A 23057-nucleotide genomic window follows, 5' to 3' on the forward strand; every position below is an offset into this window, starting at 1 on the left:
ATGCGTAATATAGAACTGGTGGTTTTTGATATGGCCGGAACCGTAGTAAACGAAAATAATGTAGTCTATAAAACCTTACAAAAAGCCATCAATAATAAAGGGTACTTACTCACCTTAGATTTTGTTCTGGAACACGGAGCTGGAAAGGAAAAACACCAAGCAATAAAAGACATTCTCACCGAAGAAGAGGGATCTTATATATCCGCATTGACCAATGAAATTTTTCAAGATTTCAAACAACTTTTAGAACAGGAATATCAAGCTTTGGAGGTGACCACCTATTCCGGCGTAGAAGATTTAATAACTGCATTGCGAAAATCCGGAATTAAAGTAGCGCTAAACACAGGTTACGATAATAACACCGCGCAACTATTGCTATATAAGATGAAATGGAAATTAGGAGTGCATTATGATGCTCTAATAACGGCTGATGATGTAAAACGAGGCAGACCGCATCCGGATATGATTTTTGAGGCTATGGAATTTCTTAAAGTATCGGATCCCACTCATGTGCTAAAAGCCGGTGATTCCATTATTGACATTGAAGAGGGAAAAAATGCCAATTGTGGAATTACGGTTGGTGTTACCACCGGTGCCCATACCAGAGAACAGCTTGCTTCGGCAAAACCCACCTATGTTCTCAATAGCTTATTCGATTTAAAAGCTATTTTGCTTGGGAAAAAGTAGTGTTATAAAAAGAAATACAAGACGAGCATTTTTGATGAGGCACTACTTCTATTGATGGGCACATGTGAAATTCTCCCATCAAAGAAAATAGCATCGCCTTCTTTGAGCAAAACCTCTTCCTCTCCAATACTGTAATAGCATTCTCCTGAAATTATATATTTAAACTCAAATGCGTCTGTAGTTACTTTTTCTCGTTTAGAGTTCGGTTTTACCTCCAATAAAACCGCCTCAAATCCCAAACAGGAGAGTTGTTTTCCAAAAATGTAATTATACACAAAGCCTTCGGCATCATCTTCTTTCTCAATAAGTGTATTTTCCTCTTTTCGGGCTACTATAAAATTGGCACCATTTACTTGCGGCATTCCTCCAAAAAAATCGACCACCTCTGCCTCTAGCGCCATTATGATTTTTAAGAGAACGGGCAAAGACGGAATGGTTCTGCCATTCTCAATGCGTGAAATGAGACCACCGGTAACTGCCGCTTTTTGGGCAATTTCATTGATTGTCTTTTTATTTTCTTTCCGAATTTCCTTAATTCGTTTCCCTATACCTATAAGATAGTCTTGCATACTTTTAAGTCTGTTACAAACATACCAATAAACCGAAATAGAACATTTTATTTTTACTATTTTTTAGAGGCAACTTTCAATTTACATCAAGACCTACACCATTTTTATAGGAACTTTCAAAAAAAATTATTTTTGATTATTTGTAAACTTATGTTGTTAACTTTTTCATAATGTACATAATGTAATTATTACAATATGGTAATATTTCTATTGGCATAACTTAATCTATTCAATAGATATTTGCCAAGTAATAATTAACCAAAGTTTACAAATATGAAAACGAAAGAAAAACTGTTAATCACGGTATTTGCTTTTTTGGTATGTGCCATAGGCCATTCCCAAAATACAATTAGTGGAAAGGTCTTAGATGAAAATAACATACCGTTGCCCGGGGCATCTGTGGTTATAAAAGGAAGTAGCACAGGTGTGGCTACGGATTTCGACGGAAATTTCGCAATTTCAATTTCCAATTCAACCGAAAATTTGGTGGTATCTTATATAGGATACCTTTCCAAAGAAATCAGTGCAAGCATTCAAGACAATTTGGTTGTTGTATTGCAACCCGATTCGCAACAATTGGATGAGGTAGTGGTTACCGCTTTAGGCATTAAAAAGGAAAAGAAGCGTTTGGGCTATGCGGTACAGGAGGTAAAAGGAGACGATTTGGTAACGGCCAGGGAAACCAATGTAACCAATTCACTAGCAGGTAGGGCTGCCGGTGTGCAAGTAACCGGCGGCAGTTCGGGGGTAGGATCTACCTCATTGATCGTTATTAGGGGAGAAGGATCATTAATTCCCGGAAACAATTCACCGCTTTTTGTGGTAGATGGCATACCTATTAACAATCGTACCGTCAGTAATTCTGTGGAAGGAAATTTAGAAACCGATTTTGGAAATGGCGCACAAGATATTAATCCCGATGATGTAGAATCTATATCAATTTTAAAAGGGCCCAACGCAACCGCTTTGTATGGCTCGCGGGGTATGAACGGTGTTGTTTTGGTAACTACTAAAACGGGAAAGAACAACAAGGGTCTTGGAGTAAGTATAACACAAAACATGACCTTTGAAGATCCCTTGCGGATTCCTAGATATCAAAACCAATACGGACAAGGTGCCGGCGGGGAATTTGCCTTTTTAGATGGTTTTGGGGGCGGAATTAATGATAATATTGATGAGAGCTGGGGGCCATTGCTAGACGGCAGATTAATAGCACAACACGATAGCCCAACAACCAGTGGATTTAGGGCGGCCGATTTTGCTGTACGTCCAAGAAATGCCGATGGCACTTTTGCGGATGAAATTATTCCGACACCTTGGGAACCACAACCCGGTAACATAGAAGATTTTTTTAGAACCGGCACCACCAGTACAACCAACATTTCTGTTACCGGAGGCAATGAATTTGGCGATTTGCGACTTTCGTTAACCAACCTTACAAGCGAAGGTATTTTACCCAATGCCGATTTTGATCGAAAAACCTATGCCCTTAGTGGTTCCTACAAGTTAAGCGATTGGTTAAAGGTGTCTTCCTCCCTTAATTATGTAAACAGCAGTAGTAATAACAGACCCAATAATTCTTACGGCACAGAGAATATCATGTACTTATGGGTTTGGTTTGGTCGTCAAATTAATATGAATTCGCTACGCGACTATTGGCAGCCCGGTTTAGAAGGACGGCAACAGTTCAATTTTAACTATAACTGGCACGACAATCCGTTTTTTACCATGTTCGAGAATACCAATGCTTTCGACAAGCATCGAATTTTTGGCAATGCCCGAGTAGATATGAACCTAACCAAGGATTTATCCTTAATGGTACGGACAGGTATCGATTACTTCAATGAATTAAGAATCGGGAAACGAGCTTTCAGTTCGCAGCGATTTGCCAGAGGACAATATAGAGAGGACGATATTTTCTTTAAGGAACAAAACACTGATTTTCTTTTTCAATACAATAAAGACGTAAATAAAGATGTTAGTTTAGGATTTTCCTTCGGAGGAAATTTAAGGGACGAGGAGAATCGCTATAAGCGTATTAGTGCTAATTCATTGTCTATTCCAGGAATTTTTAGTTTTGAAAATTCGGCAGAACCATTGTCTAAAACACAGTTTATAGATGGTAGAAAAGTAAACTCCCTCTATGCCTTTGCCAACCTATCTTACAAAAACTATTTGTTTCTAGACGTTACGGGTCGAAACGATTGGTCTAGTACCTTGCCTAGAGAAAACAATTCTTATTTTTATCCCTCCGTGGGGGTAAGTGCAGTACTTTCCGACATGTTTCAGATGGGCGGCCCCGTATCCTTCCTTAAATTGCGTGGAGGTTGGGCCGTTGTAGGGAACGATACCGATCCTTTTGCGCTTCGCAACACATTTTCTTTCAATGAGCCTTTTGGCAACTCCCAAAGGGTAAGTGCCTCTAATGTATTGAAGAACGAAAACTTAAAACCCGAAGAGGCTACCTCTATTGAAGTGGGTGCCGATTTGCGATTTTTTAATAATCGATTGGGACTCGATGTTACCTACTATAATTCTACCGTAGAGAATCAGATTATTACCCTTCCGGTGTCTAATACGTCCGGATTTAATTCACGAATTATTAATGCAGGTGAAATACGGAATTACGGTATAGAAGTAGTATTAAATACGGTACCCGTTAAAACCAAGGGAGGGTTTACGTGGAATAGCGATGTTAATTTTACCGCTGCCCGAGGTGAAGTTAAATCTTTGATTGATGGGCTAGAAACCCTAGAGATATCATCGAATTACATTAACGTTCTTGCCAAAGTAGGCGGAAGAATGGGCGATGTTTACGGAACAGGTTTGCTTACTGTAGATGATCCGAATAGTCCATTTTTTGGACAAGTTATACATAATTCGGACGGATTCTCTATACGTGATCCGGAACTTAAAAAATTAGGAAACTACAATCCTGATTTTATGGTAGGTTGGCAAAATACATTTACCTATAAGGGTTTTAATCTAGGTGTGCTTTTTGATTGGCGACATGGCGGAGTGGTTAATTCTAGAACTGTTCTTATTGGTGGAACGTCTGGATTAATGGATTTTACCGCCGTAGGCAGGGAAGAAGGAATCATTTCAGAAGGGGTTATTCAAAATCCTGATGGCAGTTTTAGACCCAATGATGTACGCCTTAGCGGGAGGGATTTTTACTGGTGGAAATTCAACCGTACAAATGAAGAAATAGGGATGTTCGATGCGTCTTTTTTAAAGCTTAGAGAGGTGCGTTTAGGTTATAATTTCCCCTCCAAGATGTTGAAGAATACGTTTATAAGAACGCTAAATCTATCGTTAGTAGGAAGAAATCTTGCACTTTGGACAGAAAACCCTCATTTCGATCCCGAAACGTTATCCTTTAGTGGGGGCACCATTGTTCCCGGTGTAGAAGATATGGCAACGCCAAGTTCTCGAAGCGTAGGTTTCAATATTAATGTAACATTCTAAATTTTACGGAAATGAAAAGATTTATTTTACTCAGTAGTATTATAGTAACGACTTTAATGGGTTGCACCGAAGGCTTTGAGGAAACCAACACCAACCCGAACCAACCGGAGGAAGTTAGCTCAGATTTGTTGCTTGCCACCGTTTTGAGCACCGTGGCAAATAGTGCCGTAACAACAGGTTGGGGAAACGGGAATATAGTTGCGCAACTTACGGCAAAAATTAATTTCACTGGTTTCGACCGTTATGATTGGGGTTCAGAATCTGGTATTTGGAACGAACATTACGGAATTCTTCCAGAAATAGATATCATACTTGAATCGGCCAGAGCTGAAACAACCAAGAACAGTTCGTACGAAGGTATTGCGCTTATTATGCGATCTTATGTTTTTTCGGTTCTTACAGACAATTGGGGAGATGTTCCATTTTTAGAAGCAATAGACGGTATCAATGGTAATTTCACACCGGCCTATGATGATCAGGAGGTTATTTACAATGCCATTATAAATGATTTGGAAACCGCAGAAGTACTCCTAAGAGCAGGAGATCCGGTCTTTGGTGGCGATCTTATTTATGGTGGCAACACCGAGAAGTGGCGAAAATTTGCAAACTCCTTGCGATTACGTTTTCTTTTGAGAATTTCCGGAAGAAGAGATGTTTCTGCCGACATTCAGGCTATTTTTAATAGCGGCGTCTTTTTTGCCACCAACCAAGACAATGCGGTTATGATCTATCCGGCAACGACCCTGATCGATTCTTGGCCTGTAAGTCGCGGTCGGGTCGGCAGTTTTGACGAGTTTAGGATGAGCGAAACTATTGAGTCCGTACTGAAAGGGTTTAATGACAATCGTTTACAAAAGTGGTTTCAACCTACAGACAACCCATCAGACGATCCTAATCTTTTTGTTGGTTTACCTAATGGTTTAAGTGAGGACAATGCATCCAATTTTAATGGTGGTGCAAGTAATGTGTCTCGCCTTAGGCAATCGTTTTTCTTTGACTCGCCCAACTCCGTTAAGGCAGCCATACTTCAAAGCGCCGAAGTTCATTTTATTTTTGCTGAGGCCATGCAACGCGGTCTTATTTCCGGAGATGCGGAAACGCTTTACAACGAAGGGATACGACTTTCTTTTGAGTATTGGGATATTACTCAGGATTTGGGTGCGTACCTGTCCCAGAACGGGGTTGCCTACGATGGCCAATTGGAAACCATTATAACGCAAAAATGGCTGGCCTCATTTCTGGTAGGATTCGAGGGTTGGTACGATTTTAGACGAACCGGATTGCCATCCTTTATCGTTCCCGGCTCTGACAATGTTAATGATGATCGTGTGCCGGTGCGTTTCCTGTATCCCGATTCGGAACAAACCCTTAATAGTCAAAATTTTGAGGCAGTAGTCTCCAAAATTGGAGGCAATGATATTAATATAAAGGGCTGGTGGGAGCAATAAACGGTTATACCAGATATTAAAATGAAATACAGCCTACTTTTTTATGTACTCATGACCATAGGGATGTGCTCCCTGTGGTCTTGTTTTGAGCAGAAGCCACAAAATGATTTAGGCATAAAACATGTCGTTGTTATTGGTTTTGATGGATTAAGTCCGGATGGCTTACAAAACGCCTCGACGCCAAATTTTGATAAATTAATAGCTGAGGGATCCTATACATTCCATGCCCGATCTGTGATGCCTACATCCTCCAGTCCAAACTGGGCTTCTATGATTATGGGAGCAGGGCCGGAGCAGCATGGAATTACTTCTAATGCCTGGGAAAGAGATAATTTTATACTTCCCACCATCTCCCAAAAGGAAGACTTTTTGTTTCCCACTATTTTTCATCTCATTGATAACCAAATACCCAATGCCGAAATTGGAGCCATATATCATTGGGGCGGTTTTGGCCGATTGTTCGAAAAAAGTGCCGTAGATTACGATGTGAGCCCCGACACGGAAGAAGAAACAGCTGCCTTGGCAAGTGCTTACATCCAGGACAAAAAACCACATTTCACATTTATTCACTTAGATCATATAGATCATGCCGGGCATGAGTTTGGGCATGGTACAAAGGAATATTTTGATGCTGTAGAAACGGGTGATACGCTTCTTGGACAACTCATGCAAGCTATAGAAAAAGCAGGCATTGCACAGGAGACCTTGGTGATCCTAAGCTCAGATCATGGTGGGATGGGAAAAGGCCATGGAGGAGAATCCCTGCAGGAAATGGAAATCCCCTTTATTTTATGGGGAAAATCAATAAAAAAGGGACAAAGGGTAAAATACCCGGTTTATCAGTACGATAATGCCGCAACGGTAGCATTTGCCTTAGGTTTGGACATGCCTTTAGCATGGATTGGAAAACCGGTAAAAACTGCTTTCGAAGGCTTTGAAATTATAGACGCCTATCCTATCGTAGAGCGGGTAGAAAAACCTGTACTATTTCCAAAAGCGGAGGGGTATAAAAAAGCAGGAGGATTATTTACTGATTCAGCCACCATTCGCTTTGAAAACCCAAATCCCAACGGAGAAATTCGGTTTACGGTAGATGGTTCTATGCCCAATGCCAACTCTGAACTGGCTGAAAATGTTGTGGGTTTAGATAAAAACGCGGTGATACGAAGCGCTGTTTTTATCGATGGGCAGGTGGCCAGTAACATTAGTGACGCCTATATACGAGTAAAGAAAAATGCAAAAAAAGCTCCGGTGCAGTACGAGGTTTTCTATTTGAACAACCTCCAAAATATCCCTGTATTGGAAGGGAAAACGGCAAATGCCAAAGGAAATTCTTTTGAAATTACCTCCGATGAGGTAAAAGAAGAAATTAAAAATAATACAGTGGTTCGCTTTAGAACCAACTTGGTTATCGAAACTGAAGGAAAATATCATTTTTACACCCGATCCGACGACGGTAGCAAGCTCTCGATCAATAATACCCTTGTGGTAGACAATGATGGGGACCATGGGGTCCTTGAAAAGGAGGGAAGTATTCGTTTATTGCCCGGCACCTATCCTTTGGAAGTTGTTTGGTTTAATGGAGGCGGGGAAGGCTGGTTAGATGTATTTTATAAAACCGAAGGTATGCCTAAACAAATTTTACCAACAACACGATTACAATAAATGTTTTTTAAGGTTTTTTTTCTGTTTTGTTTCATTAGTTCAAGGGCACTTCTTTATTCCCAACAGGACGTTTTTCCTGCTTGGGAAGAAGGGGTGTTAGAGCTACATCATATCGCAACAGGTAGAGGCAATGCCGCTTTTGGTATTTTCCCGGATGGCACTACCATCCTTATTGATGCGGGCGATATGTCGGAAACGCATCCCAGAACCCTATCTGATAGAAATACTAAATTAACACCAAACCGTAGGAAAACAGCACCGGAGTGGATAGTAGATTATATAGATCAATTTTTACCAAAAAAGCAGTCACAGCACTTAGATTACGCCCTTATTACCCATTATCACGATGATCATTTTGGGGAAATGGACTCCACTAGAATAAAGGCAGTTCATGGAGATTATTTTTTAACAGGAATTACAGCCGTAGGGGATAAATTGCCTATCAAAAAAATGATAGACAGGGGCAGCACCTATCCCATCGACCTAAAAGATGCCAAAATTCAATTCGCTTTGAATAAAGACGATGCCTATGGCATGATCGCCACCTTAAAGAATTACTGGAATTTTATTGCCTATCAATCCAAACAAAACGGACTGGTACATGAAGCATTGCTGCCAGGTGCTTTAAATCAAATCCGATTGACAAATTTTCCTGAGAAATTTCCAAATTTTTATGTCCAGAATATTGCAGTAAACGGAGAAGTTTGGACTGGAGAAGGTGAAGAAAATTTTTCACTTTTTAAAAAAGAGCAATATCCCGGTGAAAACCCTTTAAGTGCTTGTATTAAAATATCTTATGGTGATTTCGATTATTTTACCGGTGGCGACATCAGTGGCGTAAATGGCTTCGGCGAAAGCGATTTTAATTTCGTAGAATCGCATATTGCTCCTGTAGTTGGCTCCGTAGATGTAGCAACGCTAAACCACCATGGCAACCGAGATTCCCAAAACACTTTTTATGTGAGAACGCTGCGCCCAAAAGTATGGATTGGTCAAAGCTGGTCCTCGGATCATCCGGATAACAATGTGTTACGACGCATTCTCTCAGAGGAACTCTATCCGGGATCCCGGGATATTTTTGCAACCGCGTTGTTACAACCCAATATCTCGGTTATCGGCGGACTTACCAATCGATATAAAAGTCAGCAAGGGCATATTGTAGTTCGCGTGTACGATTCAGGGAAAAAGTACGATATTTATGTACTTAATGATCAATCTGAGAAGCGAGAGGTCATAGCTAAATTTGGGCCCTATGTATCACGATAACACAGATCAGAAGTCTTTTTCCAAGAAGGTAGAAGGCGACATCAATTTTACCGCAGCAAGAAAGGAATGGAACAATCATGAAGTAGATGAGTACACAAAAAAAATCTTAGAAAAAGACGCAAAATACTTCCTGCATCAGGCACTTTCTACCCCTTGTTTAGACGTTTTAAAAACCTGTGAAGGGGCTTATATTGAGAATCTTTCCGGCAAGAAATACCTCGATTTTCACGGCAATAATGTGCATCAAATCGGGTTTTCCCATCCAAAAGTAATACAAGCCCTTACTGAACAGTTACAAGGGCTTACCTTTTCTACACGACGCTATACCAATGAGACCGCTATAGCCTTTGCTGAAAAACTAACATCGCTGACACCTCCGGGGCTGAATAAGATTTTAATGACGCCCAATGGTAGTTCCGCCATTGGTATCGCTTTAAAATTGGCGCGAGCCGTTTCAAAAAAGTTTAAGGTGATTTCTTTTTGGGATGCCTTTCACGGAGCTTCTTTGGATGCCATTAGTGCTGGCGGAGAGGCCGTTTTCCGTGAGTATATGGGGCCAATGATGCCCGGGGTTGAGCGTATTCCGCCCCCCATAACCTATCGCGGAATTTTTGAAGGCGATGAAGACAAATGTTTGGAGTATTTAGAATACGTTATAAAAAAAGAAGGGGATATCGGTGCCTTTCTGGCAGAAACGATACGAAATACGGATGTACAGATTCCCTCTAAAAGCTTTTGGAGATCGGCTCGTGAGATTTGTGACCGGCATGGGGTCATTTTAATCCTAGACGAAATTCCAATTGCCCTAGGCAGAACAGGAACGATGTTTGCTTATGAGCATTATGGTATTGAACCCGATATGCTTTGTTTGGGTAAAGGATTAGGCGGAGGCATTATACCACAAGCAGCCATCGTTGCACGGGAAGAATACGATCGGTTCGGGGATATTTCTCTGGGCCACTACACCCATGAAAAAAGTCCGCTTGGAGCCGCAGCAGGACTAGCTACGTTGCAAATTATTGAAGAAGAAAAACTTCTGGAAAAAGCAAATATCGACGGTTTGTACCTGATGACAGCACTTGAAAAGATGAAGCAAAAGCATCAAATTATAGGAGATGTAAGAGGAGAAGGGCTGCTATGGGGAGTAGAATTAGTCAAAGACAGAATGACCAAAGAAATGGCAGTAGATGAGGCAGAAAAAGTGATGTACGCCTGTCTTAAACAAGGGCTCAGTTTTAAAGTCTCCGCCGGTAACGTTTTACAGCTTTCACCCGCTTTGACCATTTCACGAACCGAATTGAACACGGCTCTTCAAATACTAGAAGACAGTCTTATAAAAGTATCCACCAATCATCCATTGAAATGAAAACACACACGGTTACAGTATTACTTTTTTTTGGTTTAGCGACCGGACTTATAGCTCAGGAGGGTTTACCAAATATTTTGATACAGCCTTATTTACAGGATGCTACCCCAAATTCTATTAAAATTATGTGGGAGACCAGCTCAGGAGAAGAAAGTCTGGTAGAATATGGCCTCACCACAAAATTAGGAAAGAAAGCACAGGGAATAGCTTATGGCATCAATTTTACCGCTTCCCGAATCCATGAGGTAAAATTGGAAGGGTTACAACGTTTTACTACCTACTATTACAGGGTTAAAACCGGAAAAGCTGTTTCCGAGGTATTTCAATTTAAAACCCCACCTTTTGCAGATGATCATGAGTCGTTTAATATCGTTGCTATGAGCGATATGCAAAAGGATCACAACCAACCCGATAAATGGCACGAGATAGCCAACGAGGGCGTAATAGCGTATCTAAAAAACAACAATGACGGAACACTTTCGGACCATTTGGCATTAATAATGATTCCGGGAGATCTGGTAGAAAACGGCACCAAATACGAGCAGTGGAAAAATGATTTTTTTAATCCGGCCGAAAATTTGTTTTCACAGGTCCCTTTATATCCTACTCCGGGAAACCATGAAAAAAACTCCCAGTTTTACTTTAATTATTTTAGTCTGCCGGAAAACGGAACGCCGGCCTACGCTGAACATTGGTGGTACAAAGATTACGGCAATACAAGAATTATTGGACTCGATTCCAATTCGGGATACAGAGATCTTAAAGAACAGTACCAATGGCTGGAAAAGGTCTTGGAAGAAACGGCTGCAAATCCCAATATTGATTTTGTATTTGCACAATTGCACCATCCTCATAAATCGGAATTATGGATTCCCGGGGAAGAAGAAAGCACCGGGAAAGTGGTGCAATTATTAGAAAAATTTAGTTTGGTATCCGGAAAACCAAGTCTGCATTTTTTTGGCCATACTCATGGCTATTCCAGAGGACAATCTAAAGACCATAAACATTTATGGATTAATGTAGCATCTGCCGGGGGAGCCATTGATAATTGGGGTGAATTTGAAGGCAGGGATTATGACGAGTTTACCGTTACCCAAGACGATTATGGTTTTGTGTTGGTTGAGGTAGATGCAGATGTTAATGATCCTAAATTCACCGTTAAACGCATCAGTAGAGGTAATGATTTAAATACACATGAGAATAAAATTACCGATAGCATTACCATTTACAAGAACGAACGAAAACCCGCTACTCCAAAAACCATATCACCCAATAATAATACAGTAGCCATTACGGGTACCATGTTGAAAGCCGCAGCTTTTAGCAGCAGCTATAAAAATGCCTTTCATGCCGCATCGCACTGGCAGATTTCGGAAACAGAAAGTTTTGAAAAACCAATTTTAGATCGATGGAAGCAACATGAGAATTGGTATTATTTAGAAAACAGACAAAAAGGCGATGATCTTACGGATGAACCAACAGAACGACTAAAACCCAACACTACCTATTTTTGGCGCGTCCGTTACCGGGATCAAAACTTGCATTGGAGCGATTGGTCTGCAACCGCACAATTTCAAACTCATAACTAATCAAAATTAAAATACGATGAAAAACACTCTTTTAAATGGCACTTTCCTTTTTTTTCTATTAACTTCCTGCAACCCAAAACAGGAAGTCGCAACCCCAGTTTCGGAAACCTTTGCGCCTAAGGTGATTTTGATTACTGTGGATGGTCTGCGGTGGCAAGAATTGTTTACGGGAGCCGATTCCCTTTTGGTCTCTAACAAAGATTATGTAAGCGATACCACGGATTTAAAGCAAAAATTTTGGCGGAATTCTCCTGAAGAACGCCGGAAAGTCTTGATGCCTTTTTTTTGGAGTAAAGTACAAGAAATAGGACAATTGAATGGAAACCGGAATCTTGGAAGCCAGATGAACCTAACCAACACCATGCGGTTTTCGTATCCGGGATACAATGAGATTCTCACAGGCAAGGCTGATGATGAACATATTACCAGCAATGACAAAATGAATAATCCTAACAAAACCATTTTAGAATTGGTAAATCAACAACCCGGTTTTGAAGGCAAAGTAGCTGCTTTTGGCAGCTGGGATGTATTTCCCTATATTGTAAATGAGGAACGTTCTGGCGTCCCTGTAAATGCAGGTTTCGAAAATGCGTTGGGGGATACCCTATCTGAACGGGAACAATTTTTAAATGAACTACAGTCTCAAATCCCAAGCCCTTGGAGTACCGTTCGCTTAGATGCTTTTACCCATCACTATACGTTAGAGTATATGAAAAAGGCACAACCAAGATTGGTATATATCGCCTATGGAGAAACCGACGATTTTGCGCATGATGGTGACTACGATGCGTATCTGACATCTGCCCAGACCACAGATGCTTTTATTAAAGATTTATGGAATAAAGCGCAAAACGATCCCTTTTACAAAGACCAGACTACCTTTATTATAACTACAGACCATGGACGGGGTACCCTACCTTTAGATACATGGCGAAGTCATGGAAGTAGTATTGAAGGGTCCGATCAGGTGTGGCTGGTTGCTTTTGGTAATGGCGTAAAGCCTTTGGGAGAAGCGACTACGAACGAACAACTATATGCCAATCAGATTGCGCCGACAGTTTTACAAGTGCTTCATGTGGAATTCGATACAACATCATTTGATACCAATCCTTTAAAAATCAATTCAAAATAGGAATTAACTAAGGTTTTATTGAAGTTGCCTTAACACGCTTACGTAAAAAGAGTTCGATCTTTGTCAGAGTAGTTTGAGTTAGCTGAGTTTGAGTTTGTTTAGTTAAAACCGATGTGCCTCGCATCGGTTTTTTACGTTCAATTTCCTGCTTTCAAAACGGATGCGTTATAGAGTAATACGACCCTAGGAGTAATTTTTGTAACTTTACCCTAGAAACAAGGCATAACAAAAAATCGGTACAGCCTCTTCAAAGCATTTTTTGATCCTCGGAAATACCAATAAAAACACAAAGGAATCCGACATCATTAAAATAGTCTTTAAACACATTAGCGAATTCGATTTGCCTTTCGATAAAGGCAGGTCTGACAAATAAAAGAATAATAAATAAATAGATATGAGAACAAAATTGTATGCCATATTTGGCGTAGTACTATTTTTTTTAGCCTGTAAAGAAAAAGCGCAAGAGAAGGCGGCTGCACCTACGAATGCAGAGGCCACAGCCGGCACAATGGTTCCGGCATCATGGATACAAAGTAGGGTAACAAAGGCAAAGGAACAGTTGCAAGCATCGGAGGCAGGAACGGTTGTTTGGAATGCTATGGAGGCACACGGCGGTTTGGAAAAATGGTTTTCTAACGGATTTTTTTCGTTTCATTTTAACTATCAACCTTTGGGAGAAGGAACACCGAGAAATACATATAATACGGTAGATACGTGGCGCAATAAGGTAAGGCAGAAGGAGGCCTTAGACACCACCTTACAATACGGATGGAACGGGAAGGAACATTGGAAACTCGTAAGGGATAGCACTTCCATTGCCTACGACACCAAATTTTGGGCGCTAACACCCTTTTATTTTGCTGGATTACCCTTTGTTTTGGATGGTGCCGGGGTACAATTACAGCTTTTGCCGCAAACGCAATATAAGAATGAAAATTGGGATGTGGTTAAGGTAACTTTTGCTTCAGGTACGGGCGATGCTCCTGATGACTATTACATTCTATACTTTCATGCCGCCACACATAAAATGGGAGTTATACGATATATTGTTTCTTATCCCGCTTATTTTCCTGAGGGTGGCCACATGCCCGAAAAATTTATGGATCTTTTTGGGGAACAAACCGTAGCGGGTATTACACTTCCTGAAAGCTATAAAACGCATTGGCTTTCTGACAAGGATTTACCTGGGGAATATATCACCTCCATAACACTGAGTGAGGTTTCCTTTGATCAAGGAATAGATCAGCGCTATTTTGATCCGCCCCAAGGCGCCACTATGGTGGAGTAATTGGCTTCAAATAAAAAATGGGGCTATAGGTTATAGTCCCATTTTTAGATGAAACGTAAGGGTTATTTTGCTAGTGTACGCATATAATTTACCACAAGCCAGCGATCTTCTTCTGAAGGTATTTTTTTTGTAAAGCCGGGCATATCATCTCTACCTTCTGTTATTTTATAGTATAACTCTCCGTCGGTTTGTTTTTGGGTGGAAGCCGCAGAAAAATCCCCTAAATCCCCTTTCATTTCTTTTGCTTTAGGGCCATCTCCCCAACCCTTTTTGCCATGACATGAAGCACATTGTTTTGCATACAACGCTTTTCCAATAGCTAGATTTTCTTTATCTTTTGCATCCGTCGGATTTTTCATGGTTTTAAATTTCGCAGGAACTACCCATTCCTCTTGAACTGAAGGGGTAAAAGAAAGGGTAACCAAGGCTACAATTCCTATAAGTGATACATAATTTAACGTTTTCATAATGTTTGTATTTAAGATTTAAAGATTTTGAATAGATTAAGCACTAATACCACCAGTACAGACCAAATACCAATTAAGATGATATTGGGTACTATCCATAAAAACAGTGGTGTTTTGTTTGGTGGCGACCACATAGTTCGTTGGTCAAACGTAGAGGTGTCAACAATAGGTACGCCCATATCCGCTATTACAGGTGCTATAATTGTGCCAAAGACATCGCTATCCTTTAATGAAATTTCAAAAAGCAGCTTTCCGTCAACACCGGAATAGGGTTCTGTGAGTGCAACTGCAATAGCGCCTTCATCGTCAGTTTCATAGGCATCCTCGTCACCGACGGCTAAATTCCCAAAAAGTCTTTTAAGCCCTACCAGTAATTCTTGTTCTGGAATGGGCTCATTGGTAGCAGACAGTAGTTGGGCATTAATAGTATGCAGACTGTCTATTGTCACAATTGAAGCTTCCAATAGTGCATCGGTTACCGAAATGGATTCTTCGCCTTCCTCATAGACCTCACTATTTTCAATTTTCACGAGAAACTCGTTTTCGTTTGAAATGTATTTTTGTGGTAAGGTAAAGGTTGTATTCCCATTTTCATTCGTATTTGCCGATCCCAGTTTTAGTTCTGAGACTTCCTCAGTAGAGGTATCCTCGATTACCTTATAGATATTGAATGTTAAATTTTTGCAGGGTTCAAAACCACTTTCACCACGATATATGGCAGACAGCTTTAGAAAACTGTGCTGCTGCATTACCTTAACATATTCAACAGTTATTCGGGCACTTAATTTTTCTTGTCCCTGAAGATTAAGTGCGCCCAACAGTCCAAAAGCACACAACAACATCTTTATAGGATACATCGGCATTTTCATAATTTTTCTGTTTTATGGGTTTCTATAATACCTCGTTCCTCGGCAGTTTCTTCTATGGGAATTATGGGCAAATACCGAAATAAGAGGGTCATAATAAGTAAGGCGGATGCTAAAGTACCGAAAGTTATGATCCACTCTAAAGCAGTAGGAAAATATTGATGCCAACTTTCCGGAGCTCCTTGAATAGGTAAAAATGGGTGAAGCAAGGTTGGGGTTACAATGAGATAGCGTTTCCACCAAGCGCCAATAACTACCAGCAACCCCATTATAAACAGGGGTAAAGGTTTTCTTCCCTTGGGAAATAATAATACAAGTACAGGAACGATTAATCCTCCTACAATAACCGTCCAAAATAAGGGCGCGTAACTACCGGTGAACATGCCTTCCAAATGTGCTGCTTCATCAGCAGTGGTTTTATATGCGGGTACTAAATATTCATTCACATTAAAGTATAAATAAACTAAGCAAAGCAAAACCAATAATTTTGCCATTTTATCAAAATGCATGTCGGTAATATACCCTTGCAAATGATATACCTTTCGCAGAACATACATAATAACAACAACAGCTCCTGCCCCTGCTACAAAGGCTCCTGCTATAAAATAAGGGCCAAAGTTAGAACTATCCCAGCCGGGCCTATACGTTGTGGCAAATAACCATGCCGTTACCGTATGAATACCAAAGGCCACCGGAATAATCATAACTGAAAGTGCTTTTATCGATTTTTGGTACAACTCTTTCTGTTTTGGGGAGCCAGACCAGTTCAACGACAATTTGCCATACCATTTCTCTAGTTTAGGCTTGGCTTTAAAGTGTTTTTTCAAGATAGCAAAATCGGGTAGTAAAGGATAGTATAGCAACAACAAACTAATGAACAAATAGGTCGTAATAACCAATACATCCCAAATTATTGGCGATTGTAATCGACCGTGCATGAACAAATAATAAAGGCGCTCCGGACGACCCATATCTATGATGATAGTAAGCCCCGCCATAATAATCGCAGCCACGGCGATTACTTCTGAAATTCGGGTAAGAGGTGTGCTCCATTTTACACCAGATAAGCGCAAAATAGCAGTAACAAGGGATCCTACCAAGCTAATGGCCACAAAGAACACAAAGTTGGAGATATACACTCCCCATAGGGCATAGTCGCGCATACCGGTAATAACTAGGCCTTTATCCAATTGCTGAATATATGCATAAAGGGCTGCAACAATGATAACCACTAGGAAACTCATCCATATAACGCCAAGTTTACCAAATTTGCGAGGCGCTAAATCTTGTACTAATTTATCGTAGGCGCTCATAATGTTTCGGTTTTGTCAACAGACTGAAATTCGTTGTAGTTTTCCATTCCCTCCTCAAATTCTACCAACCGATCAACGGGCGGTAAATAATAAACACTAGGTTCTGTCCCGAGGCTTTCCAGTAAACGGTGTCCGGCTCTATCTTTTAGCAGTGTACTCAGCTTAACCGTTTGCCCACTGCCATTCGTTACAACATCTTCATAAAGATCTCCAAACGAAAAAACATCATTAGGGCAGGCAGAAACGCAAAAGGGGAGTTCTCCTTTCAGGGTTTGGTGCGGACAAAAATCACATTTATCAACCGTGCCTTTTATACTGGGTTTGCCACAATAATCCGGAGTATAGGGTTCTTCTTGTACCATTTCAGGCTGTTCGGGTTCGTTCCAATTAAAGACTCTAGTGGAATAGGGACATGCGGCCATACAAAATCGACAGCCTATACAGCGTTCATTATCTATGAGTACGATGCCGTCTTTTCGTTTAAAAGTAGCATCTACCGGACAGACTTTTACACAGGGAGGCTTATCGCAGTGCTGGCATTGGGTGGGCATAAAATAGGGTGCCGTTTTTTCCGATTCCTGCATTTTATACACCTTTAGCCAGGCATTGTCGCCGGTAATATAATGTCCTTTGTTACAAGCTGATTGACATTTAAGGGCATTTTTGCACTTGGCCAAATCTACAACCATTACAAATTTTTTATTGGGAAACCCTTCCCGGGGGTCATAGCCTACCGGGGTATGATGATATTCATGTACCTCCGAGGCGGGTACCTGCACAATGTTTCCGTCGGTAGACATCAGTTCTACCATGCCCGAAGGACTCGGTTCTTTTTCGAGGGCTTTTACGGCGGCAACGGTGCCTACCGTTGCGAAAAGCCCGAATTTGATTCCTATATCGAAAAAATTACGTCTCGTTGTTTTTTTATCTTCAATCATAATTTTTTATTTCGCTTTATTCAACCACTTTAAAAAAGAGATGTTCGATATGTTTTTTTCAACCACCTTGGCCTTAGCCACGACACTTTTTTTAACTTTTACTGTGGTGCCATCGGGTTTTAAAAGGGTCTGGTAGGCGTCCTCAGGTTCTTCTAGTGGCGTAGGGAGCGGTTTTCCAAAGCCCATTAAGGGGAGCAATAGCCCAGTTCCAAGTATGGGAAAAAATTTTCTTCGACCTGTTGTAACATTTTCTTTTTTAGTTCTTTTTTTCATCGCTGCTACTATTTACAAAACATTGGTTACTACTTGTGGTATATCTTGCCGATCACATGGTGTCGGCATGTAGAGTTTTCTCCTTTTTTAATTCCCATTTTGGTCTTTCACCAGCTTTTTTAAAGATGCCATAATCTGGTAATATTAAACCCAATTAAGAAATCGCCACTAAAAAAATTGTTTTGATTGAACATATAATTCTGTTGTTGTACAATTCCTTTGTAATTGGTGATGAATACCTGAAATGCATGCGAACCTGTAGAAAATTCTAGCCCAATGCTTACGCCCGGATCAGGCGTGCCCGATGAAAAGCTGGTAATTGGCTGACTGTAATCTGCGATCATGGATATTGTGGGTGTTATTTTTGCCCTTCCTCCAAAAGCCACCGCAAACATGTCATTCTTCATATTGCTTTTTACAAGGTTAAAATGCGATAAACTAGGCGCAATTTGAAAGGAGAGGTTTCTGCTAAACCTGCGAGCAATGATAATTTGGTTAAAATAAGAATAGCGATCTTCGGTATATTGAAAGTTTTCTTTTCGTCGGGCATCCACCGTAAAGTTTCCATAATAGGTAACGCTCACCGGCATTTCATTTTCTCTGGTCTGCCTTAGAATGGCACCTTTTAGGCTAAAATCCTGTAAACGGCTATCTTTGGTAGTTCCTGCGCCCACAGTTATCCTGTCGTGCAAGGCATAGGTAAGTGCTACACGAATGTTTGCGGGCCCCCAAAGGCCAATAAGATCATTAGATTCCGGCCCGGCATTGACCACACCGAAGCGGTGGTTCATGATCATTTCTAAGGTACCTTTAGAATTAAGTACATTGGTCTGGTTTTCAATAAGAGCCGTACTTTCAAAGGCCTCGCGCTCTAATTTAATTTCTTGTGGTTCGGTGCTGCCATCAGTTTCTTCCTGAGATAGTGCCATATTTGGAAGCGCAAATACGAGACTCAAAAGATATGGATATAGTTTCATGTCGATCATTTTTAATTAGTTATTAAGTGCGCCTTCGTTAATCCATTGTCGGATTACATTAATATCCGTTAGGTTTAGAGGAGTGCCGGGCGGCATCAAAGGGGCACCTTGCCCAAGTAAGGTTTTGAACAAAGTGCTTTCTTCTGCATTGTTGGGGATCACAAAGTTTCCGTTCAGCAATGCATTGAAAGCATTACTGCCTCTAAGATCTGGCGCCAAACTACCGCCATGACAACTTACGCAAGCTCTATTAAATATGGGCTGTACTTGACCTTGAAATGAAACATTTGTAGGTAGTGGTATGGTGTCCTCATCAGGTAGCTGGTCATAGTAGCAAGAGTAGCTCACAATACCCAAGGCCAATGCTATAATATATTTTTGAATTTTTTTCATCAGTTTATATTTAGGTGTTTTAGGTGGTTCGATGTAATTCGCCAATGAACACTACGGTTATGTCGGCACTTCTCATCCTTTTTGCCAGTAAAATCTTCGGATGGTTTTTTTAAAATCATCATTAAAATAGATTGAAAGAAAGCAAATAACCTATCCAAAGATTTTATTGAAATCCTTAATTTGGATATTTAATGGTGTCATTAATTGCTTTATAGAAATTTTTCATATCCTCCAATGTTGCTGGGGTTGGCCCCATGGATGAACCTAACTGTCCGGAAACGATTTTATGCTGAACTTCATGCGGATTATCTCTAGTAAATTTTCCTAATGTATTGCCACCTAAGGGAATATTGCTCCCATCTGCACCATGGCATGAGGCACATTTGGAGGTGTAAAAGACATCACCTGCCGCAGCGTTTCCATTACGACCAAGATCGGAATAGGTGCGGGATCCCGTGGGATAACTGCCTACAGTGGTTATGGCGTATAATTCATCCGTATCTAGTGCTCCTTCTCTTAGGAATTTTACCAAATCCCAAATTTGAGCATCGGTAAGTATGGTTCCGTAATCGGGATGGTCATTGCCTCCTAAGGCAGGATTGGTGCCATCTGCTGTTCTTGCAGGATCTACCGCACCACCGCCGGTATTTTTAATTTTATCAAACAAAATACTGATGTCTGCAAACTTAAGATTGGTGAGTTGAGCTCCGGAAACATCGGGCCTATTTACACGGGGTGCCCTGTTAATATAAGAAGCAAACTTCGCTTTTTGATCCCATGCGTGGCATTGTTTGCATCTGTAAAAATCTTTAAATCCTGTAATATTGGCAATATCTACCGAAGGGTCATTTGGGCCATCAAAGCCCGGGGTCAGCGTAAAATCATTATAAAGCATACTGCCAACGATAACATCGGCTGCATCGTACGCAATTTGATTTTCATTTTCCTGGACAATATCTACAAATTCACGATCATCATGGGTACAGCTTTGGGCACCCATAAGTAGAAGTCCTACTATTAAAAAGGCGATTGGTTTTCCTGTTGTTTTCATATATACTTGTATTTAAGTTTTGTTTCATGTGTACCAAAAGGGTACTGTTTTATAGCTGCAAGTTCCGATCAAATTAGGTTGTACTTCATGATATAAGTCATATAGCCTATTAATAATGAGTATTTTAGTATTGAAATTGTGGCAAATGAAGCCGTCATTGCATTCAGAGAATGTCGTTAATACTTGTAATAGATAGAATGTATTAGTTTTTTGAAGTGGCGACGAGATTCTTGCCTTTTTGGAATAGCACTGTCCTATTAGTGTGATTAAAAAACGGATGACTATTGTAGTTACGTCACTGGAAACACATCAGAAACAGGGATTTCCTATGGTTGTATTTTTTTATGAAGGTATGAAAAAGTGTACCCTTAGGTCTTATTACAAGGAGCTTGAGATAAAGATTAAATCAATAACATCATAGTTTTTTAACGGGTCTTGAGCGGTTATAATGGTAGTATTGTTTTGATGATATAGTATCACTTAAGAACAACGGTATTACTGTAAAGGATATTTTATGCGTTCTCTATTTGGCAATTGCAGCCAAAGTGTACTATCATGGCATTCTATAAGGAAAATCAAATGCTAAACCACGAGCGCACACGTTCTTTTTCTATACGACAATGCCAGATTAAGCCATAAAAAACCCAACGGAATTTTGAAATACGGTATATAGACCGCTTCCGTTCCAAATAGGTTATTGAAGTAAAGGAGTTTTGAAATGGGAAAATAATCAAAGGTTTCGGCTTAGGAAATATATTCCTTTTCTAAAAAATAGCTTACAATGGCCTCTTTCATCAACACGGATTGTTCTCCGGCTTTAAGCGGTGGCAAGGCTTCTTTTATGGTGTAGTGCGGCCAGCCTTCATCGTCAAAATAATGAAATTCATAATACCCATAAGGTTCCAGCAAGCGACAAATAGCAATATGCATCAGGTTAATCTTCTCATCCTTTTTGTACGTTCTGTGGTATTGTCCTAATTCTTGCACCCCTACCAAATAAATTATCGCATCCAAATCTAATGGATCCCCGTCTGAAAACTGAGCAGATAATTTCGCTATCAATTCTTTCCAACGCTCTTTTAAAAGTACATCTCTAGACATGGTTCAAATTTAAGTGTTGTGTGTTGCGTTTTAAAAAACCCGTCGGGTTTCTAAAAAACCAAAGGTACAAATCAAAGTACTATATTTGTGAAAATACACCACCATGAATGTCGTAGATATCATCATAGGGCTTCTCTTGTTATATGGTCTTTTTAAAGGTCTAAGTAATGGACTTTTTGTAGAAATTGCATCTCTTGTTGCCTTGATCGCCGGACTTTATGGCGCCATTCATTTCTCGTACATTACCGGTGATTACCTTTCCAATACAATGCAGTGGGATTATGCCTATATGAATCTTTCAGCCTTTATCATCACCTTTATCCTTATTGTCATTGTCGTTTCACTGGCTGGAAAGCTCCTGACAAAAATTGCCGATTTCGCCATGCTGGGTCTTTTAAATAAAATTGCAGGAAGCCTGTTTGGTATTCTAAAAGTTGCGGTACTCCTAGGCGCAGTCTTAATTTTTATGGAGCGAAGCAACAGAAGGTTGGATTTTGTACCTCAGGAAACGCTGCAAGCCTCCAAACTCTATAAACCCATTAAAGCCATTGGGGCATTGGTATTTAGTAAGGTGTTACGAGGAGATTTTGAAGAAAGGGAGCAAGAATAGTTTGTCTTTTTTATTTAGTGAAGCCGAAGATGTTTTGTATATCTCTTATACCTACTACTTACTTCCACCATCCATTTCGTTTTCTAATGTACATAATTTGCCCTGTATGGTACGCCGTATGCGCTGTCATGTTTGCAATCTCGGTACTCCAATCCAATAGCTTTTGATTGGATGCTTTTTGTGTCAGTTGTTCCCACTCGTTTTGAATACTATCTAATTTTTCGACCGCACTTATCCATTCTTTTGTACTGTTCATTGCAAAAGTTTCTTTGTTATCAATAGTAACCTCTGTCGTTTTTTCTCCTTTAAATGCTTTTAAATTCATCTCGTTCCAAAAAACCAAATGAGATACCAATTCCCCAATAGAATGATTTTCTGCACTGTCTTTCCAGTTCGCTTGGTCAAAAGTAAGCCCTTCAATCGCAATTTTAGTAGGTACAAACCAATCTTGATTTGTATGGGTATTTTTTAATTGTTGCACAAGTATGGATTTCACATTTGTGATTTGTGCGTCATTTTTGTCCGAACAACTTAAAGCAGCTAATCCAATACCAACCAATAGTACGATTCGTTTCATTGTTTATACATTT

At 40.3% G+C, this 23057-nt stretch carries 21 protein-coding genes; 10 read left to right on the forward strand and 11 right to left on the reverse strand.

Annotated features, from left to right (window positions below; translation table 11 throughout):
- Nucleotides 1-687, forward strand: a complete 687-nt coding sequence (locus tag U1E44_RS10520; RefSeq protein ID WP_322931042.1) for a phosphonatase-like hydrolase — start codon at nucleotides 1-3, stop codon at nucleotides 685-687.
- Between the two features lie 2 nt (nucleotides 688-689).
- Here U1E44_RS10520 and U1E44_RS10525 read toward each other — a convergent pair whose 3' ends face one another.
- Nucleotides 690-1256, reverse strand: coding sequence for a helix-turn-helix domain-containing protein (locus U1E44_RS10525; RefSeq protein WP_322931043.1), 567 nt, complete (start codon nucleotides 1254-1256; stop codon nucleotides 690-692).
- Nucleotides 1257-1529: 273 nt separating this feature from the next.
- Here U1E44_RS10525 and U1E44_RS10530 point away from each other — a divergent pair, with 273 nt between their 5' ends.
- The 8 genes from U1E44_RS10530 (at nucleotide 1530) to U1E44_RS10565 (ending at nucleotide 14478) form a co-directional block, all read left to right on the forward strand.
- The gene (locus tag U1E44_RS10530) at nucleotides 1530-4724 is read left to right on the forward strand and encodes a SusC/RagA family TonB-linked outer membrane protein (RefSeq protein WP_322931044.1); all 3195 of its coding nucleotides are present in this window, start codon (nucleotides 1530-1532) and stop codon (nucleotides 4722-4724) included.
- An 11-nt stretch (nucleotides 4725-4735) separates the two neighbouring features.
- Nucleotides 4736-6172 (forward strand): SusD/RagB family nutrient-binding outer membrane lipoprotein, encoded by a 1437-nt coding sequence (locus tag U1E44_RS10535; protein ID WP_322931045.1) that lies wholly within the window; start codon nucleotides 4736-4738, stop codon nucleotides 6170-6172.
- A 21-nt stretch (nucleotides 6173-6193) separates the two neighbouring features.
- Nucleotides 6194-7837, forward strand: coding sequence for an alkaline phosphatase family protein (locus U1E44_RS10540; RefSeq protein ID WP_322931046.1), 1644 nt, complete (start codon nucleotides 6194-6196; stop codon nucleotides 7835-7837).
- Nucleotides 7838-9103, forward strand: coding sequence for a ComEC/Rec2 family competence protein (locus tag U1E44_RS10545; RefSeq protein WP_322931047.1), 1266 nt, complete (start codon nucleotides 7838-7840; stop codon nucleotides 9101-9103). It begins immediately after the preceding gene.
- The gene (gene pbfA / locus U1E44_RS10550) at nucleotides 9090-10469 is read left to right on the forward strand and encodes a (R)-1-hydroxy-2-aminoethylphosphonate ammonia-lyase (protein WP_322931048.1); all 1380 of its coding nucleotides are present in this window, start codon (nucleotides 9090-9092) and stop codon (nucleotides 10467-10469) included. Before U1E44_RS10545 ends, pbfA begins: the two co-directional genes overlap by 14 nt.
- Nucleotides 10466-12058 carry a fibronectin type III domain-containing protein gene (locus U1E44_RS10555; protein ID WP_322931049.1) on the forward strand — a complete coding sequence of 531 codons (1593 nt, stop codon included), beginning with the start codon at nucleotides 10466-10468 and terminating at the stop codon, nucleotides 12056-12058. Before pbfA ends, U1E44_RS10555 begins: the two co-directional genes overlap by 4 nt.
- 16 nt (nucleotides 12059-12074) lie before the next feature.
- On the forward strand, nucleotides 12075-13190 hold the full coding sequence (locus U1E44_RS10560) for an alkaline phosphatase family protein (protein WP_322931050.1): 1116 nt from the start codon (nucleotides 12075-12077) through the stop codon (nucleotides 13188-13190).
- Between the two features lie 394 nt (nucleotides 13191-13584).
- Nucleotides 13585-14478 carry a hypothetical protein gene (locus U1E44_RS10565; RefSeq protein ID WP_322931051.1) on the forward strand — a complete coding sequence of 298 codons (894 nt, stop codon included), beginning with the start codon at nucleotides 13585-13587 and terminating at the stop codon, nucleotides 14476-14478.
- Between the two features lie 62 nt (nucleotides 14479-14540).
- Here the strand turns inward: U1E44_RS10565 and U1E44_RS10570 are convergent, their stop codons facing one another.
- The 9 genes from U1E44_RS10570 to U1E44_RS10610 form a co-directional block, all read right to left on the reverse strand.
- Nucleotides 14541-14945: a c-type cytochrome gene (locus U1E44_RS10570; protein ID WP_322931052.1), complete on the reverse strand. Its 405-nt coding sequence runs from the start codon at nucleotides 14943-14945 to the stop codon at nucleotides 14541-14543.
- 11 nt (nucleotides 14946-14956) lie between these two features.
- A complete protein-coding gene (locus U1E44_RS10575) occupies nucleotides 14957-15814 on the reverse strand; it encodes a hypothetical protein (protein WP_322931053.1) in 858 nt (285 codons plus the stop codon).
- A complete protein-coding gene (nrfD, locus tag U1E44_RS10580; RefSeq protein ID WP_322931054.1) occupies nucleotides 15811-17124 on the reverse strand; it encodes an NrfD/PsrC family molybdoenzyme membrane anchor subunit in 1314 nt (437 codons plus the stop codon). The genes U1E44_RS10575 and nrfD overlap by 4 nt, the downstream gene beginning before the upstream one ends.
- Nucleotides 17121-18062: a 4Fe-4S dicluster domain-containing protein gene (locus tag U1E44_RS10585; protein WP_322931055.1), complete on the reverse strand. Its 942-nt coding sequence runs from the start codon at nucleotides 18060-18062 to the stop codon at nucleotides 17121-17123. Before U1E44_RS10585 ends, nrfD begins: the two co-directional genes overlap by 4 nt.
- A 6-nt stretch (nucleotides 18063-18068) precedes the next feature.
- The gene (locus U1E44_RS10590; protein ID WP_322931056.1) at nucleotides 18069-18335 is read right to left on the reverse strand and encodes a hypothetical protein; all 267 of its coding nucleotides are present in this window, start codon (nucleotides 18333-18335) and stop codon (nucleotides 18069-18071) included.
- A gap of 119 nt (nucleotides 18336-18454) precedes the next feature.
- Complete coding sequence (locus U1E44_RS10595) at nucleotides 18455-19312, reverse strand: DUF5777 family beta-barrel protein (protein WP_322931057.1); 858 nt, start codon at nucleotides 19310-19312, stop codon at nucleotides 18455-18457.
- 15 nt (nucleotides 19313-19327) lie between these two features.
- The gene (locus U1E44_RS10600) at nucleotides 19328-19705 is read right to left on the reverse strand and encodes a c-type cytochrome (RefSeq protein WP_322931058.1); all 378 of its coding nucleotides are present in this window, start codon (nucleotides 19703-19705) and stop codon (nucleotides 19328-19330) included.
- Nucleotides 19706-19880: 175 nt separating this feature from the next.
- Nucleotides 19881-20756 carry a c-type cytochrome gene (locus U1E44_RS10605; RefSeq protein ID WP_322931059.1) on the reverse strand — a complete coding sequence of 292 codons (876 nt, stop codon included), beginning with the start codon at nucleotides 20754-20756 and terminating at the stop codon, nucleotides 19881-19883.
- 744 nt (nucleotides 20757-21500) lie between these two features.
- Nucleotides 21501-21857, reverse strand: coding sequence for a hypothetical protein (locus U1E44_RS10610; RefSeq protein ID WP_322931060.1), 357 nt, complete (start codon nucleotides 21855-21857; stop codon nucleotides 21501-21503).
- A gap of 103 nt (nucleotides 21858-21960) precedes the next feature.
- On the opposite strand from U1E44_RS10610, the gene U1E44_RS10615 reads away from it, so the two are divergent.
- The gene (locus tag U1E44_RS10615; protein WP_322931061.1) at nucleotides 21961-22467 is read left to right on the forward strand and encodes a CvpA family protein; all 507 of its coding nucleotides are present in this window, start codon (nucleotides 21961-21963) and stop codon (nucleotides 22465-22467) included.
- A gap of 58 nt (nucleotides 22468-22525) precedes the next feature.
- Here the strand turns inward: U1E44_RS10615 and U1E44_RS10620 are convergent, their stop codons facing one another.
- The gene (locus U1E44_RS10620) at nucleotides 22526-23044 is read right to left on the reverse strand and encodes a DinB family protein (protein WP_322931062.1); all 519 of its coding nucleotides are present in this window, start codon (nucleotides 23042-23044) and stop codon (nucleotides 22526-22528) included.
- Nucleotides 23045-23057 lie beyond the last annotated feature (13 nt).

This window comes from Aurantibrevibacter litoralis (assembly GCF_034651555.1).
Taxonomy (GTDB): Bacteria; Bacteroidota; Bacteroidia; order Flavobacteriales; family Flavobacteriaceae; genus Aurantibrevibacter; species Aurantibrevibacter litoralis.

Bases quoted from the DNA above. Each gene is read 5' to 3' on its own strand.
- U1E44_RS10525 (WP_322931043.1), bottom strand. From the start codon at position 1,256: ATGCAAGACTATCTTATAGGTATAGGGAAACGAATTAAGGAAATTCGG.
- U1E44_RS10570 (WP_322931052.1), bottom strand. From the start codon at position 14,945: ATGAAAACGTTAAATTATGTATCACTTATAGGAATTGTAGCCTTGGTT.
- U1E44_RS10620 (WP_322931062.1), bottom strand. From the start codon at position 23,044: ATGAAACGAATCGTACTATTGGTTGGTATTGGATTAGCTGCTTTAAGT.
- U1E44_RS10530 (WP_322931044.1), top strand. From the start codon at position 1,530: ATGAAAACGAAAGAAAAACTGTTAATCACGGTATTTGCTTTTTTGGTA.
- U1E44_RS10540 (WP_322931046.1), top strand. From the start codon at position 6,194: ATGAAATACAGCCTACTTTTTTATGTACTCATGACCATAGGGATGTGC.
- U1E44_RS10575 (WP_322931053.1), bottom strand. From the start codon at position 15,814: ATGAAAATGCCGATGTATCCTATAAAGATGTTGTTGTGTGCTTTTGGA.
- U1E44_RS10605 (WP_322931059.1), bottom strand. From the start codon at position 20,756: ATGAAAACAACAGGAAAACCAATCGCCTTTTTAATAGTAGGACTTCTA.
- nrfD (WP_322931054.1), bottom strand. From the start codon at position 17,124: ATGAGCGCCTACGATAAATTAGTACAAGATTTAGCGCCTCGCAAATTT.
- U1E44_RS10595 (WP_322931057.1), bottom strand. From the start codon at position 19,312: ATGAAACTATATCCATATCTTTTGAGTCTCGTATTTGCGCTTCCAAAT.
- U1E44_RS10545 (WP_322931047.1), top strand. From the start codon at position 7,838: ATGTTTTTTAAGGTTTTTTTTCTGTTTTGTTTCATTAGTTCAAGGGCA.
- pbfA (WP_322931048.1), top strand. From the start codon at position 9,090: ATGTATCACGATAACACAGATCAGAAGTCTTTTTCCAAGAAGGTAGAA.
- U1E44_RS10585 (WP_322931055.1), bottom strand. From the start codon at position 18,062: ATGATTGAAGATAAAAAAACAACGAGACGTAATTTTTTCGATATAGGA.
- U1E44_RS10560 (WP_322931050.1), top strand. From the start codon at position 12,075: ATGAAAAACACTCTTTTAAATGGCACTTTCCTTTTTTTTCTATTAACT.
- U1E44_RS10615 (WP_322931061.1), top strand. From the start codon at position 21,961: ATGAATGTCGTAGATATCATCATAGGGCTTCTCTTGTTATATGGTCTT.
- U1E44_RS10600 (WP_322931058.1), bottom strand. From the start codon at position 19,705: ATGAAAAAAATTCAAAAATATATTATAGCATTGGCCTTGGGTATTGTG.
- U1E44_RS10590 (WP_322931056.1), bottom strand. From the start codon at position 18,335: ATGAAAAAAAGAACTAAAAAAGAAAATGTTACAACAGGTCGAAGAAAA.
- U1E44_RS10555 (WP_322931049.1), top strand. From the start codon at position 10,466: ATGAAAACACACACGGTTACAGTATTACTTTTTTTTGGTTTAGCGACC.
- U1E44_RS10610 (WP_322931060.1), bottom strand. From the start codon at position 21,857: ATGTCTAGAGATGTACTTTTAAAAGAGCGTTGGAAAGAATTGATAGCG.
- U1E44_RS10535 (WP_322931045.1), top strand. From the start codon at position 4,736: ATGAAAAGATTTATTTTACTCAGTAGTATTATAGTAACGACTTTAATG.
- U1E44_RS10565 (WP_322931051.1), top strand. From the start codon at position 13,585: ATGAGAACAAAATTGTATGCCATATTTGGCGTAGTACTATTTTTTTTA.
- U1E44_RS10520 (WP_322931042.1), top strand. From the start codon at position 1: ATGCGTAATATAGAACTGGTGGTTTTTGATATGGCCGGAACCGTAGTA.